The sequence below is a fragment of the Bacillus sp. B28 genome, from assembly GCF_029536185.1.
GTDB classification, from domain to species: Bacteria; Bacillota; Bacilli; order Bacillales; family Bacillaceae; genus Bacillus; species Bacillus halotolerans.
Map to the genome: position 1 here is coordinate 1,850,007 of NZ_CP120511.1, position 17,989 is coordinate 1,867,995.

The 17,989-nt window shown below is 46.2% G+C and carries 2 protein-coding genes (1 of these 2 running past the window's edge); both read left to right on the forward strand.

The window, feature by feature from the left end; all coding sequences use genetic code 11:
• On the forward strand, nt 1–5,161 hold the end of the coding sequence (locus tag P3L57_RS09225; RefSeq protein WP_264798567.1) for a type I polyketide synthase. It extends 8,573 nt beyond the left edge of the window; the window shows 5,161 of its 13,734 coding nt (coding positions 8,574–13,734); the start codon falls outside the window, past its left edge; it ends in the stop codon at nt 5,159–5,161.
• A 15-nt stretch (nt 5,162–5,176) separates the two neighbouring features.
• Entirely contained in the window at nt 5,177–17,977 is a 12,801-nt protein-coding gene (locus P3L57_RS09230) for an SDR family NAD(P)-dependent oxidoreductase (RefSeq protein WP_264798568.1), read from the forward strand.
• The last annotated feature ends 12 nt before the right edge of the window (nt 17,978–17,989 follow it).

Here is a 17,989-nt window from a genome sequence, read left to right on the forward strand (position 1 = left end):
GGATGAGCTTTTCCAAGAGAATAAACAGCCTGAAGCACCAGCAAAAGCGAAACCCGCGGAGCGTTCGATTCAGCCTGTTCGGCTGCCAGCGATGAAAGCGCCTGAACAGAAACCAGACCGATCTCATCAAGGTTACCGAGACGATGCGATAGCCATAGTCGGGATGGCAGGCAGATACCCCGGTGCCAAGGATGTAAGAGAATATTGGGATCATCTGGTCAATGCAAGAAATGCGATCCGTGACATTCCGAAATCACGGTGGGATATAGACAAATACTATGACCCGGCACTGAATCAAAAGGGGAAAGTCTACTGCAAATCACTGGGGATGCTGGATGATATTGAACATTTTGATCCGCTGTTTTTTAATATTCCGCCGTCAGAAGCTGAACTGATAGACCCGCAGCATCGAATCTTTTTGCAGGAAGGCTATAAAGCATTCGAGGATGCCGGATATAATGCGCAAACGTTAAGCAATAAAAAGTGCGGTGTTTATCTTGGCATTATGAGCAATGAATACGGAGTGATGCTGAATCGGAATCAGGCAAGAGCAAGCGCCACCGGAAACAGCTTTGCGATAGCGGCAGCGCGTATTCCGTATTATCTCAATTTAAAAGGGCCGGCGATTCCGATCGATACGGCATGCTCATCCTCACTAGTCGGTACACATTTAGCGCGTCAAGCATTAGTAAACAAAGAAATTGATATGGCGCTGGTGGGAGGAGTCACCTTATACCTGACACCGGAATCTTACATCAGTATGTGTGAAGCCGGCATGCTGTCTCCTGATGGACAATGCAAAGCATTTGATAATGGCGCAAATGGTTTTGTTCCCGGAGAAGGGGCAGGAGCACTCGTTTTGAAACGGCTGAAAGATGCAGAAGCGGATCGTGATCACATCTATGGTATTATTATCGGTTCGGGCATTAATCAGGACGGGAAAACAAACGGAATTACGGCACCGAGCGTGAAAAGCCAAATGGATCTGGAACGGGATATATATGAGACATATGGCATACATCCTGAAAGCATTAGCTATGTTGAAATGCACGGCACCGGAACAAAACAAGGAGATCCAATAGAATTAGAGGCGCTGTCAACCGTATTTAAAGAGAAAACAGACAAAAAGCAATTTTGTGCGATCGGTTCAGTGAAAAGCAACATTGGCCATACATCAGCGGCAGCGGGTGTTGCCGGGGTTCAAAAAGTGCTGATGTGCATGAAACATAAAACGCTGGTGCCTACATTGAACTTCTCTGAACCTAATGAGCATTTTCATTTTGAAGAATCGCCTTTGTATGTAAACACTGAGCTTAAGCATTGGGAAACGGCTGATAGAAAACCGCGGCGGGCCTGTGTGAGTTCTTTTGGATATAGCGGAACGAACGCCCACCTCGTGATTGAAGAATATCAGTCTGATAGAAACAATGATCCATTGCCAGATCGCCATCATTCAAAGTTATTTGTGCTCTCAGCGAAAAAAAGGCAGCAATTGAAGGCTTATGCCCAATCGATGAGAGACTTCGCAGATTCTAATAAAGATATCAATCTGGATGATATGGCATATACCCTTCAGACTGGCCGGGAACCAATGGACTACCGAATGGCATTTTTGGCTGATTCGAGAGAAATGCTTATCAAAACGCTTGAAGACTATATTGCAGATATTCCGAATACAGAAATGTATGACGCGCATGTCAAAACGAAGAAAAGTGAAATGAAAGTGTTTGAAACAGATAATGACGCCAAAGCCCTGCTGGAAACGTGGATTGAGAAAAAAAGGCTGGAGAAGCTAGCGGAATTATGGGTAAAAGGATTGCGAATAAACTGGAACGAGCTTTATGGCGATCACATGCCTCGCCGAATCAGTCTGCCTGCTTATCCGTTTGCAGAAGAGTACTATTGGCTGCCTAATGAAGATGCTGCAGAAAAAGACAGCCGTTCGGCATTGCCATCTGCTGCACGGCCTACGAAACAGAGCTTGTTACAAAAACAGTGGCAGTATTGCCCGATTACATCAGCAGAACGTAGGAGCCAAACGGTTGCCATATTGGCAAACGCAGAAACAAGGTCATTGGCTGGAGAGCTTTCCCAGTATTTCTCGAGCTATCGCATCATTGACAGCCAAGAGCTTGAGCATCTGTCAGACGCCGACTGGGAAAATGTCGGCGGAGCAGTGGATTTGATCGGATGCGGAATGAGCCATGAGCAATCGCTAAACTGGATCAGTTGGCTGCAAAAACTGATTGAGTTTGGCCGTAAACACAAGCAAGAATTGACTGTCTTGTGTGTGACGAAGGGGCTCGAGTCTTACGAAAATAAAGCTGTTAATCTGTCCGGTGCATCCCGGGCCGGTCTATACCGAATGCTCCAAAGTGAATACAGTCACCTTACATCAAGACATATGGACACAGACCATGTAACAGCTGAAAAGGAGCTGGCCAGACAGATTGCAGATGAATTTTATGCTGACAGCAGAGACACCGAAGTCTGTTATCGAGACGGACGGCGTTATCGCGCATATTTGGACGAGCGAACAACAGATGCTGTTAATCAAAAAGAATTATCGTTTCCGTCAGACCAGGTGCTGCTGATTACAGGTGGGACAAGAGGGCTTGGATTGGTGTGTGCGCGTCATTTTGTGCAAACATACGGGGTGAAACGATTGGTTCTCACCGGCCGTGAAGTCATGCCCCCGCGTGAACAGTGGGAGTTTCTTAAAGCGAAAAACACGCCGCTTGCTCAGAAATTGAAAGCCATCCAAGAGTTGGAAGCAATGGGCGCTCAAGTACAAGTACTGTCTCTTCAGCTATCCGATCCGCTTGCTGTCAAACAAAGCATCGAGACGATTCAGCAAACGATGGGAGCGATTGGCGGAGTGATTCATTGTGCCGGGGCAGTGAATAAACATAATCCGGCATTTATAAGAAAATCAGCAGAAGAAATTCAAGCCGTGCTGGAGCCGAAAGTCGGAGGGCTTCAATCCTTATTTGACCTGCTCAAAGATGAGCCGCTGCAATTCTTTGTTTTATTTTCATCTGTATCAGCGACCGTCCCTGTGCTTGCGGCCGGACAAGCTGATTATGCAATGGCGAATGCATTTATGGATTATTTTGCAGAATCACATAAAGATAAATATCCGATCGTCAGCATTCAGTGGCCAAATTGGAAGGAGACCGGCTTAGGCGAGGTTCGAAGCAAAGCTTTAGAACAGACCGGACTGTTAGGCTTGAATAACAAGGAGGGATTGCAGCTTCTGGATCAGATTCTTTCTGAAAAACAACAAGCTGTTGTCCTGCCCGCGATTTACCATACAGATGTATGGCAGCCGGGTAAGCTCATGCAGCACTCACTGACGGATAAGGCTTTCCAGCGTGCTGAGACAAGAGAATCAGACAGCGCTCAAAGCTTGTTCCATGGAACAGTAGAATGGCTTGTGACTATTTTTTCTGACGAGCTGAAGATAGGCGCCGAAGACCTTGAAACTGATGAGCCTTTTCAAGAATACGGAGTAGATTCGATTATTTTGGCGCAGCTATTACAGCAGATTAATCAAAAGTTAAAAGGAGATATCGATCCATCTATTTTATTTGAATACCCCACAATAGAATCTTTTGCAAAGTGGCTGATTTCTGAATATAAATCTGCCTTACCAGATGCTGTACATTCAGCTGCCTCAAAAGGACACGTGCCTGATGCGGCATCATTGCCGCCCGATCAGGCTTCCGCGGCGAAACAGCAAATGCAAAAGGCAAGCGACATAAAACCGGCGCTTCATGCAGAAGACATCGCGATCGTTGGCCTGACATGCCGATTTCCCGGAGCGGAAACGCTGGAGGCATACTGGGATTTAATACGTGACGGTCGATCAGAGATCAAACCTGTGCCGCCTGAACGCTTTGGCAATTCCAGCTCGTATTTTGCCGGGGTAATTGAGGATCTGAACCGATTTGATCCTGATTTCTTCCTGATGTCCGATGATGATGTCAGAGCAATGGACCCGCAGGCTTTGGCAGTATTGGAAGAAAGTCTGAAGCTGATGTATCACGCCGGGTACACCGAAAAGGAAATGAAAGGCATGCGGGCTGGTGTCTATATAGGAGGTCGCAGTCAGCACAAGCCTGATCAATACAGTCTTTCAAAAGCGAGAAATCCGATTGTTGCTGGAGGACAAAACTATTTAGCCGCTAATATTTCACAATTTTTTGATTTGCGAGGACCGAGTATTGTTCTGGATACAGCCTGTTCCTCTGCATTGGTCGGCATGAATATGGCCATTCAGGCTTTACGAAGCGGAGATATCGAGGCAGCGGTTGTCGGCGGTGTCAGTTTGCTCGATACAGATGCACATCGAATGTTTCAGGAACGCGGACTTTTAAGTGGCAAGCCGTCTTTCCATGTATTTGACAAGCGAGCAGAAGGCGTCGTTTTAGGAGAAGGCGTGGGAATGGTTTTAGTCAAAACGGTCAGCCAAGCACTTGAAGACGGAGATTCCATTTATGCTGTCATTAAAGCCGCAGCTGTAAACAATGACGGAAGAACGGCAGGCCCGTCCGCGCCGAATCTTGAGGCGCAAAAGGACGTGATGCTGTCGGCGCTTGAGAAAAGCGGCAAAAAGCCTGAAGAAATCAGTTATCTCGAAGCAAATGGATCTGGTTCAGTTGTGACGGACTTGCTTGAGCTTAAGGCGATTCAAGCGATTTACCGTTCCCACTGCAATGCTCCCTTAGGATTGGGGTCGGTTAAACCTAACATCGGCCACCCTTTATGCGCAGAAGGGATAGCAAGCCTGATTAAGGTCGCTTTGATGCTGAAACATAGACAATTGGTTCCGTTCCTGTCAGGTGATGAGAAAATGACGCATTTTAATATTGAGGAAACGGATTTGTACTTTTGTAAAACACAAGCCGAGTGGAAGGAGAAAACGCCGGCTGCAGCGATCAATTGTTTTGCCGATGGAGGAACGAATGCCCACTTGATTATAGAAGCCTGGGATGACTCGGCTGATCGGCCGATCAGAAGAAAGCCTTTGCCGCTGCCGGCACTGCATCGGCGGCCCGTTTTAACAGAGAATCGAGCCCTATCAGCTCAAACTGAGCGGGGACAAGGGTTTTCAGACAAGGGTGCTCCTAAAGAAATGTTTTGGAAAACTTTCAAATAAGAGAGGAGTGGGAACATGATAACTGAACAACTACGCATCTCATTAAATAATCCTATCATGTGCAATCACAAGGTATATGGACAAGCGTTATTACCCGGCCTTGCTTATATAGATCTGATTTATCAAGTATTCCAAGAACATGGTTACGCTTATCAAGAGCTAGAACTGAAAAATCTGACCATTTTTTATCCTCTGATCGCGGAAGCATCGTATGACATTGCCCTGACAATCCAAGTGTCTGAAAGCAAAAAAGGAACATGGTCCATCTTAATTGAAGGGCAAAAACAGCATGGAGAGTCGTTATCAGGTCATAGACGATATGCTTCGGCCGAGATGCATCATAAAGCACCAGCTGCTTTCACGGAAAAGATTGACCTTCATCAATGGAAAAAAGCGGCCGGCCGAATTCTGAATTTGGACGACATCTATGATCAATGCCGCCGTCAAGAATTAGTGCATACAGGCATGATGAAAGCAGAAGGACAGGTATATGAAACAAAAGAGGCCGCTTTGATTGATGTATCTGTCGGACAAGAAGCATTGCTTCATTCTGAGGCTTTTATGTTTCATCCGACGCTCATCGACGGCAGCGGTTTAGGGTCAAGCGGCTTGCTCTCAAGTGTAAATAAAAACGAACAGACTGTGTATCTGCCTTTGTTTTTCGAATCCTTTACAGCTTCGGAGCCATTACAAAAAGAATGTGCGGCGCGCATTCAAGCTTCCTCCGTGCGCCAGAAAAACGAGCTTACTTATATGACCATTGAATATTTTAATTCTTCTGGACAAAAAGTAGCCGAACTCAAAAACTTCGCAAGCAAGTCTGTCCGGGATGCGAAGGCCTTTCAGCCTGAAAAAGAAATCGATCAGCTCCAGGAAGAGAGTGTGGTAAAAGAAACTTCTGTCTCTCATGACGCTGGCCGGAAATACAATGCGTTTGAAAGGTTACTGCGTCAGTTGCTGGCTGAACAGCTTGAAAAGCCGGCAGAACAAATGGATATTCACGCCGGGTACTATGAGCTTGGGTTAGATTCGCCATCCTTGCTTGAAATTGTTCAGGCGATAGGCTCTCATGTTGGAGAAGATCTCTCTCCCACTTTGCTGTTTGAATATACAACGATTGCAGAATTATCAGCGCATTTGGCTGAAAACTATTTGTTTGGAGAGGCGGACGATGCTGTCCGCCAGCCTCCTGCATCACTGCCGGAGTCTTTAGATGCTCTTTCTTCCCCGCCAAAAAAAGCGGAGGACATTGCGATCATTGGGATGGCAGGCCGTTATCCTAAGGCGAAAAACATACAAGAATTTTGGGAAAATCTTAAGGCTGGAACAGACTGCATCAGTGAAATTCCGAAATCACGGTGGGAATGGAAGGAATTCGATGAACTGACAACACCTTCAGGAAAGCCTTTTTCAAAATGGGGCGGGTTCATTGAGGATGCCGATTGCTTTGATCCGCAATTCTTCAGAATTTCTCCCAGAGAAGCAGAAACCATGGATCCTCAAGAACGCTTGTTTTTAGAGACATGCTGGGAAGCCATTGAAGATGCAGGCTATACGCCTGAGACAATTGCTGCACAGCGAGGCGCTAATAAAAGACGGCATGTCGGCGTCTTTGCCGGTGTCATGCATAAGGACTATTCTCTTATAGGTGCTGAAGCTTTATCCGAACAAAATCCCTTTCCTTTGTCCCTGAACTATGCGCAAATCGCCAATAGAGTGTCTTACTACTGTAATTTCCATGGACCAAGCATGGCAGTGGACACGGTCTGCTCATCTTCTTTGACTGCCATTCACTTGGCAATAGAAAGCATCCGGAATGGGGAATGTGAGGCTGCGATAGCAGGGGGTGTCAATTTATCTCTGCACCCGGCTAAATATATCAGCTATGGCAGTGTGGGGATGCACTCGAGTGACGGCTATTGTCATACATTCGGCGAAGGCGGTGACGGATACGTTTCTGGAGAAGGGGTTGGAACGGTATTATTAAAGCCTCTGCGAAAAGCTGAACAGGATGGTGACCGGATCTATGCCGTCATCAAAGGAAGTGCCATTAATCATGTAGGCAAAGTCAGCGGTATTACGGTTCCGAGCCCTATAGCGCAAGCCGATGTTATAGAAACCTGCTTAGAAAAAACAGGAATCGATCCGCGTACGGTCGGCTATGTGGAAGCGCATGGCACCGGCACCTCTTTAGGAGACCCAATTGAAATTCAAGGATTGGTGAAGGCTTTCAGCCGAAATACGCAGGATCAGCAATTTTGTTCGATCGGTTCTGTGAAATCAAATATTGGCCATGCTGAATCTGCAGCCGGCATCAGCGGGTTAACGAAGACCGTTCTGCAGCTGTATTATAAAACGCTGGTCCCATCCCTACACTCAGAAGAGCTGAATCCTTATTTGGAGCTGGATCAATCACCGTTTTTTGTTCAGCGCGAAGCAAAGAAATGGGAGCAACCGGCATTGACAGAAAACGGAATGGAGATTAAGTATCCCCGCCGTGCCGGTGTAAGTTCGTTTGGAGCGTCAGGGTCCAATGCGCATATCATTTTGGAAGAATACATCCCGAAAGAGGACGCCTCAGCCTCTGTTTCGGTGAAATATGAAGAGGCAATTATTCCCTTGTCGGCGAGAAATATAGACAGGCTGCAAGCATACGCCGGCAAACTCATTGAGTTTCTTCACGAGGACATTAATCTTTTTGAGCTTGCTTATACACTGCAGGCAGGACGGGTGGAAATGGAGGAGCGGGCAGCCTTCATCGTGAAAGACATAAAGGATCTAATTCATCAACTTCGAGCATTTGTAAAAGGTGAAGAAGCCGATCGCTGCTGGACCGGACAGGCCAAAGAGGGCCAAGGGTTTACCGGGGCAAAAGCGGGGGATTTGGAGAACATCGCGGAATCTTGGGTTCAAGGAAAACAGGTCAACTGGGATGAACTCTACGGCGCTCGCAAGCCGCTTAAAGTAAGTGTTCCAACCTACCCGTTTGCAAAAGAACGCTACTGGATACCGGCACCTGAGACGAAAATCAGCGGCAGAACAACGAATTCTGCATTACATCCGCTGCTGCATAGGAATACGTCAGACTTTTCTGAGCAGCGCTTTAGCTCTAGCTTCACAGGCAAGGAATTTTTTCTATCAGATCATGTTGTGCAGGGACAGAAAATCCTGCCGGGTGTTGCCTATTTAGAAATGGCAAGGGAAGCAGCGGAAAAAGCAGCGGGTGATCTGGGAGAGGGACAAAGAATTGTGTCGCTCAGAGACATCGTCTGGATTCGTCCTATCGCGATTGAAAGTGAACCAAAAGAGATACATATTGGCCTTTATCCTGAGGAGAGCGGAGAGATCAGCTATGAGATTTACAACAAAGATGAAAACCAGATGATACACAGCCAAGGGACTGCAATCCTAGGGGCTGAACCGGACATTCCTGTTTTAGATATTAAAGCGCTGCAGGCGGAATGCAGTCTGGACACAGTGACATCAGAGCAATGCTATGCGGCGTTTCGGAAGATAGGGCTTGACTATGGAGAGGGCTATCAAGGGATTAAAAAAGTGCTTATCGGACACGAACAATTGCTTGCAAAAATCTCCTTACCCGCTTTTTTGGAAGACGGTAAGAAGCAATTCATGCTCCATCCGAGTTTGATGGATTCCGCTTTCCATGCATCGATTGGTTTTATCGTTAGCTCAGTCAATACGGATGCTCAAGTCCATAAGCTGTCTCTGCCGTTTGCAATGCAGGAACTTCACATTCTTGCCTCTTGCCCTTCTGAAATCTGGTCTTATATTAGATTCAGTTCAGACAGTAAGGCAGAGGACAAAATCAGAAAGTATGATATTGATCTATGCGATGAAGATGGGAATGTCTGTGTGCAAATGAAGGGGGCTTCCATTAGAGCGCTGGAAGGAGAACCTCAATCTCCGGAAGCAATAGCAGCGGGGTCTTCATCGATAGGACATACAATGATGGTTCCTGTCTGGGAACCAGTGTCTCCAAATGCGGAGAGCGGTGTCTCGGCTGCCGGTGGACAAGCCGTTTTATTAGGGGGTACTGAGCACGAACAGAAGTTAATAAAACAATACTATCCTCAGGCTGTGGTTTTGGATATCCAGCCGGCAGATCACATGGAAACGATAGCAAATAAGCTGCAAGCGTGCGGCAGCATTGACCATGTACTGTGGATTGCCCCGCTACACTCAGAGCAAATGTTTATTGAAGAACAGGAAGAAAACGTTCTTCACGTATTTAAGCTTGTGAAAGCACTTCTTCAATTAGGCTATGGCGGGGAAAAGCTGGAATGGTCAATTATCACCATCCAAGCGCAGCCGATTACTCAGCATGAAGCTGTCAATCCTGCTCATGCTAGCATTCATGGACTCATTGGCACAATGGCTAAGGAATATCCGCATTGGAAGATCCGGCTGATTGACCTTGAAGAAGGCTGCACTTGGCCGATCAAACAGATGTTTACACTCCCTGCAGACCGTCTTGGGCACGCGTGGGTCTATCGGAATCACCAATGGCATCAGCAGCAATTGATTCCATATCAGCAATCCCCGTCGAATGATACGTTATATCGAACCGGCGGAGTGTATGTGGTTATTGGAGGAGCTGGGTACATCGGAGAGGCGTGGAGTGAGTATATGATCCGCCGCTATCAGGCGCAGATCGTTTGGATTGGACGCAGTCAAATCAATGATGCCATCCAGGCAAAATTAAACCGTCTCTCGGCACTTGGACCTGCGCCTTACTATATTGCAGCCGATGCTGCGGATATGCATTCATTGCAGCAGGCTTATGAACAAGTGAAAAAACGCCATCCTCATATTCATGGGATCGTTCATTCTGCAATGGTTTTATTTGAACAAAGCCTGGAAAATATGACGCTCGAAGAATTCAGAACTGGATTGGCGGCAAAGGTGGATGTAAGTGTTCATATGGCCAAAGTATTTCAGCAGGAGGATTTGGATTTTGTTCTATTTTTCTCTTCGCTTGTGTCCCATATCAAAAATGTGAAGCAAAGCCATTATGCCTCTGGCTGTGCGTTCGCAGATGCATTTGCTTACCGACTGTCCCAAAGCTGGAGTTGTCCCGTTAACGTCATGAATTGGGGATATTGGGGGAACAGTGAAGCGGCCGAAGATGAAAATTATGTGCAGCTCATGAATCAAATTGGCTTAGGTTTAATTGAACCTGAGGAAGGGATGAAAGCGTTAGAAGCCCTGCTTTCAGGGCCTGTCAGCCAAACGGCTTTCATTCATACGACTAAACCTGTTGCAGTCGAAGGCGTGAATCAGAAGGAATTCATCACCCTTTACCCGCAGCAGCCTTCGATAGACGCCGAAAGCCTGAAGAGACGCCTGCCGGAAATACGGAAAATAAAAAAAGTTACACACGAGGGGCTGGACGCTCTCCTTTACAGACTTCTATTAGCGCAGATGCAGACGGCCGGGCTGTTTGATGGTCATACATTATCGGTTGAACGTCTTCCACGAAACAACAATACTCGTGAGTTTTATGAAAAGTGGCTCCGGCAAAGCAGCGAATTCCTTCTGCAGCAAGACTATCTTAAAAAAGATGGAGATTCTTTGGTGAGGAAGGACAAGGCAGAGGATATAGACATGCTTTGGAATGAATGGGATGCAAAGAAATCAGAATGGCTCCAAGACAGCAACACAAAAGCGATGGTTGTATTAGCTGAGGCCATGCTGAAAGCATTACCGGATATCCTGACAGGGAAGGTGCCTGCGACGGATATCATGTTCCCTCATTCGTCAATGGAATTGGTGGAAGGTATTTATAAGCATAACCAAGTTGCAGACTACTTCAATACAGTGCTCGCTGATACGTTAACAGCTTACGTAGATGAACGGCTGAAACAGGACCCTAAAACCTCCATTCGCATTATGGAGATAGGCGCAGGCACTGGCGGCACGAGTGCCGGAATCTTTCAAAAACTGAAAACTTATCAAAATCATATAGGAGAATATTGTTATACAGATCTTTCAAAGGCGTTTTTGCTGCATGCAGAAAAAGAGTATGGGGCGGAAAATCCTTACCTGACATATCAGCTATTTGACGTAGAAAAACCGATCGATCAGCAGGAAATCGAGGCAGGCGGCTATGACGTTGTAATTGCCGCCAATGTCCTTCACGCGACAAAAAATATTCGCCAAACGCTGCGGCATGCAAAAGCTGTGATGAAGCACAACGGATTGCTTTTACTAAATGAAATGGCGGGAAACAGCTTGTTTCCGCACATCACCTTCGGACTGTTGGAAGGCTGGTGGCTGTATGAAGATCCTGCGCTGCGAATTCCCGGCTGTCCTGGTCTATATCCAAACAAATGGAAAGAGGCCTTAGAAAGCGAAGGCTTTGAATCCGTGTTCTTCCCGGCAGAAGCAGCACATGACCTCAGTCACCAGATCATAGCAGCCTCAAGCAACGGAGTGGTGCGCCGTATGGCTATGGACATGGCGCCTCCTGCAGAAAAGAATTTTTCACCAGTGAGTAAGGAGCCGGCATCTGTCCAAAACGTAGCTTCAGAGATAGTCGGACCATCAAATGATGCCGTCTTGATAGAAAAAAGCACCGAGTATATGAAAAAACGAATCGGACAAACATTGAAAATCCCTGCAAGTAAAATCGATTCATCTGAACAGCTTGAAAAGTACGGCATCGATTCTATTGTCGTTGTTCAGCTCACGAATACATTACGTAAGGAACTGGACCATGTGAGCAGCACTTTATTTTTTGAGTATCAGACAATAGACGCGTTAGTGGAACACTTAATCAAAACGAAAAAAGAAGCACTTATGAGACTGACAGGCCTTGACCGTCAAGTGCAAAATGACAAGCCGGTAGCAATCAATAACAAATCTTCACAGGAGGCTGGGCAGGCGCCTGACACAACCCGGCGCTATCGTAAGCTTGGCCGCAGCCGCGAGAAAGAAGCACCATCACTGGCACAAGCACCGGTCAGCCGTGATGTTGCCATTATCGGCATATCCGGGCGTTATCCTCAGGCGGAGACAGCAGAAGAATTTTGGAACAATCTAAAAGAAGGAAGAAATTGTATAGAGGAAATCCCGAAAGACCGCTGGGATTGGAAAGCATATTACGATAAAGAAAAAGGAAAAGAAGGCTCTATTTATACAAAGTGGGGCGGATTTATCAAAGGTATGGACACTTTTGATCCTTTATTCTTTCAAATTTCTCCGCTAGAAGCAGAAAGAATGGACCCTCAGGAGCGATTATTTCTGCAAACCGCCTATGCGAGTATTGAAGATGCGGGATACACGCCAGACTCGCTCTGCTCAAGCAGAAAAGTCGGCGTCTTTGCCGGAGTAATGAACAAAAATTATCCTACTGGCTACGGTTATTGGTCCATTGCCAACAGGGTATCCTATTTGCTGAATTTCCAAGGCCCGAGCCTTGCTGTTGACACAGCATGTTCGTCTTCTCTGACAGCGATCCATTTGGCGTTAGAAAGCATTTACAGCGGATCAAGTGAGTGCGCCATTGCCGGCGGCGTCAATTTAGTTGTCGACCCTGTTCACTATCAGAACTTATCTGTCATGAACATGCTCTCTGAAACTGACAGATGTAAATCATTCGGTGATGACGCAGATGGGTTTGTTGATGGAGAAGGAGTGGGTGCCGTCATTTTAAAACCTTTGCAAAAAGCAATAGAAGACGGTGACCATATATATGGGGTGATAAAGGCCAGCTCCATTAACAGCGGAGGCAAAACCAACGGATATACGGTTCCAAATCCGAATGCCCAAGCCAAGCTGATTAAAGAAGCCATTCAGCATGCCAATATCCCAGCCAGAACGATCAGTTATCTGGAGGCACACGGAACAGGCACTGCATTAGGAGATCCGATTGAGATTGCTGGATTAACAAAAGCGTTTGAGGAAGATACACAAGAAAGACAGTTCTGCGCGATCGGCTCCAGCAAATCCAATATTGGTCATTGTGAAAGTGCAGCCGGCATCGCCGGTTTGACAAAAATACTGTTTCAGTTTAGATACGGTCAAATCGCACCATCATTGCATGCTGAGCGTTTGAATCCAAATATTGAATTCAGTCAAACTCCGTTTATCGTTCAGCAAAAGCTTGGTGAATGGAAGCGGCCGATCATTGACGGTCGGGAAGTGCCGAGACGCGCCGGATTAAGCAGTTTTGGCGCCGGAGGGTCAAATGCCCATCTGATTTTAGAAGAATATATTCCGAAAACCGAGGCACAAACACCTCAAGCTCCTCCTCCTGCTCTGATCGTGCTGTCAGCGAAAAACAGTGAACGGCTTCAAGAAAGAGCGGAGCAGCTGCTCAATGCCGTTCGCGAAAAAAGGTACAGTGAATCAGATCTGGTCCGGATTGCCTTTACGCTGCAAACAGGCCGTGAAGCAATGGAGGAAAGGCTTGGCTTTATTGCCGAATCAATAGAAGATCTAGAGAGCAAGCTGCAAGATTTTATAGAAATGAAAGCAGAGGATCTATATCTGGATTGTATCGACGATAATAAACAAGCATTAGCGCTCTTATCAGCTGATGAAGATACGGAGAAGATGATAGACGCCTGGATGAGCAAAGGGAAATTTACGAAATTACTGGATCTTTGGGTGAAGGGCTTGTCTTTTGACTGGACAAAGCTGTACGGAGCTCATAAGCCGATCCGAATCAGCCTGCCGACATATCCATTTGCAAAGGAACATTACTGGGCATCAGGTGTTGAAAAGAGAACATCGTCCTTTGAAAACAATATAGAACACCAAGAGCAAGAGGACTTCGAGGTGATGACCTTTAAAGAAGTATGGAAAGAACAGCAGGTGTCTCTCACATCGAAAAGCTTCACAACTCTCGTCTGTTTTCTGACTGACAGAGACAAGCAACAAGCATTCGCTTCAGCTGTAAAAAGCTTTGATTCAGAGACCAAGGTCATATTTGTTTCTCAAGGCGAAACGTACGGCAAACAGTCTCCATACTCTTATCAAATTGTACGGAAGGACCCCGGCACTTTTGAGAAAGCCTTTCGTAGGATTCAGGAAGAACATGGAGAACCGGATGCAATCCTCTATTTATGGGCGACGGAGGATTCAAGCTGTAGTCAGGATTATTCCTGTGCAGTCTATTTATTGCAGGCTATGGCGGCCGCGAAGCTTCAACCTGCCCGTGTGTTATTGGCTGGATGTTTTGAAAGTGGTCTTGACCGAAGTTATCTGGAATCATGGATAGGATTTGAACGTTCACTCGGGCTAGTCCTTCCGAATACGAAAGTGACAGGAATCTTTCAGGATGCTGATCAAATTCCAAAAGAATCAATGGACGATTGGACAAGCAAGATCTGGACGGAATTACAGGCTTCAACTGAACAAACCGTCTTGTATCAGAATGAGAAACGTTATGTATGTCAGATTGAACAGACAACGTTACAGCCAGGCAACAGCAAATTGAAGTCCGGGGGAACTTACCTGATTACAGGCGGTTTAGGAGGGCTCGGTTATTTATTCGCCAAGCATTTGGTTAAAAACTATGCTGCGAACATCATTCTGACAGGACGAACGCCTATCAATAAAGAAAAACAAAAGCAGCTAAAAGTATTGAAGGATTTAGGCGGCGAAGCCATGTATGCAGAGGCGGATGTGTGTGATCCGATCGCAATGGGAGACTGCGTGAAACGCGGAAAAGACCGGTACGGCACCATCAATGGTGTCATTCATGCCGCCGGTATCGAGAGCGGGTCCTCTATTTTTGAAAAAGAAATGGATAGCTTCAAGCGTATTATTGAACCGAAAATCAATGGAACGATCGCACTTGACGAGTGGTTTAAAAAAGAAACCCTGGATTTTATCTGTTACTTCTCTTCGTCTTCTGCTATTTTAGGAGACTTTGGTTTTTGTGATTATGCGGTAGGGAATCGGTTCCAAATGGCCTATGCACATTACAGAAACGAGCTTCATCGCGGCCATACGTTTGTTATCAACTGGCCTGTTTGGAAGGACGGCGGGATGACGATCGGGAATGCCGAAACTACCGAGATGTACCTGAAGTCAAGCGGTCAGCGCTTCTTAGAAGCGGAAGAAGGCATACGTAAGTTTGAACACATTTTGTCTCAGCAGGATGCGCAGCATCTTATCATCGCCGGTCAGCCAAGCCGGGTCCGCCGCTTTTTAGGAATGACTGAAAGTGCCGTTCCAGAACCGGACATGATAGCCCCGCCTGCACAAGAAACATCGGGCGGGATGAAGAACCTAAGCGTTGAAAAACGTTTGGAAATGGACTTGAAAACGCATATTCACACCTTGCTTAAGATCTCAAAAGACAAGCTAGACTTGAATAAGAACTGGGCCGACTTTGGATTTGATTCCATCTACTTGGCTAAATTCTCGAACGTGTTAACTGACTATTACAAAGTCGAGATAACGCCTGCTTTATTTTTTGGCTATTCGACTTTAAAAGAATTAATCCGCTTCTTTTTAACGGATCATAAAGGCCTGATCGAGGAATTTTACCGGGGTGATGCATCTGATACTCAGAATCAGGCTGAAGCTGAAGTGCCGGTTACTGCAGCACTCCAATCAGAAAACAGCCATAGAAGCGGCCGGCAGCTTTACACAGAGCCTATCGCCATTATCGGAATGAGCGGCAGGTTTCCTCAAGCTGATTCGGTTCATGAATTGTGGGACAATCTGAAAAACGGAAAAAAATGCATTTCAGAAATTCCGAAAGACCGCTGGGACTGGCGTGAAGTCAAAGGACATCCAGAGAAAGCAGAAGTGCCGAGATGGGGCGCATTTTTGAAAGACATAGACCGATTTGATCCGCTGTTTTTTCACATATCGCCTAAAGAAGCCGAAAGTATGGACCCGCGCCAGCGATTGTTTCTGGAAGAAGCATGGCATACATTTGAGGACGCAGGATATATGGGAAACCGGATTAAAGGAAAGTCCTGCGGCGTTTATGTGGGTGTGGAAGAAGGAGAATATGCCCACTTAACCGGTGATACGGATTACATTACCGGCACTCAAAACGCCACATTGGCTGCGCGAATTGCATACGCATTAGATTTAAAAGGACCTAATATGGCGTTGACGGCAGCATGTTCCTCAGGACTTGTAGCCATTCATCAGGCTTGCGCAGCCTTGCGTCAGGGAGACTGTGAAATGGCTTTAGCCGGCGGCGTCAGTCTGAATATTTCTCAAATGTCTTATGAGGCGCTGACAAAGGCGGACATGCTTTCTCCAGATGGACAATGCAAAGTGTTTGACCAGGATGCCAATGGGCTTGTGCCTGGTGAAGCGGTAGCAGCTGTTCTGCTGAAACCATTATCAAAGGCAATTGAAGATCAAGATCACATTTATGGATGTATAAAAGCAAGCGGCGTGAATTATGACGGCAAAACCAATGGAATGACAGCTCCCAATCCTTTTAGCCAGGCGGAATTAATAGAAAGCATTTATGAAAAATATCAGATCAATCCGCTGGATATTCAATATGTGATGGCGCACAGCACTGGATCAAATCTGGGAGATCCGCTTGAAGTACAGGCATTGACGGGTGCGTTCAGCAAATATACGAAACAGAAGCAATTCTGCACCATCGGCTCAATTAAATCATTAATCGGACACACATTTGCAGCTTCCGGTGTGGTTGCTTTGATCAGTATGCTGATGGCTATGAAAAATCAAACGATTCCGGCTACCCATGAATGTGAATCGAGCAATCCCTATATTCAGTTTGCAGAAAGCCCTTTTGTGCTTCACAAAGAGAACCAGCCATGGATCAGAAAAAATCATAATCCGAGGATGGGGACAATCAGCACAACGGGCATCAGCGGTACGAATGCGCATGCAGTAATTGAAGAATACATTCCGGATGAGCAGGCATCCGCGCATCAAGAGCCAACGGAATGTCCGCAAGTTATCGTGCTTTCTGCTCAAAATGAGGATCGGCTTCACGATGCTGTTCTGCAAATGCTTGAGTATGCAGAGCAGAATGACAGCCTTTCATTACCTGATGTTGCGTATACACTCCAGGTTGGGAGAAAAGCAATGGAAGCAAGACTGGCGATCGTAGTGAATAATCAGGAACAACTGGTGCGAAAATTGAAGGAATTTGCAGAACTGGTGAAGAATGGTGAATCATTCGGCCAATTTACATCCTTTTATACAGGGAATGTGGAAGACATTTCAGAAGAAAGAGATGAAACATCTCTGAAAACGGTCGTCATAGAAAAAGATTTTAAAAAGATAGCAGATTGGTGGACGAAAGGAAATCATATTTCTTGGGAACTGCTCCATGAAGACAATAATGTCCGTATCGTTCCGTTACCTGGCTATCCATTTGCAAAGGAACGCTATTGGATCTCATCAGATAAGAATAGTAGACCATCGTCACAAGTCGCCCAAAGTGAGACTGACGAGTCCAATGAAGAGAAACACATTCAAGACATCATCGTACAATTTCTGGAACGAGAGCTGAGCCTGTCACGGCATCAAATCAATTTCAAAAGAAACGTTCGAGAATACGGGATGGATTCAATTCTTGGCCGAAAGCTGATGCGTCATTTAGAAAAGACCATTCAGATCAAGCTGACCGGCCGGGAGCTTCTTGAATTCCAGACAATCCAAGCGCTTTCTGCTTATGTGGCTTTAAAAGCTGAAGGAAAAAACCGAAGCGCGGAGGCTCTGCCGCAAAATCAAACCAACAGCCTGTACACTGACGAGCAAATCATCGGTTTGATGCAAGAGGTGGCGCAAGGGAAATTGGATTTTAAGAGTGTGCAAAACATCATAGAAGGGAGTTAATCGTATGAACCA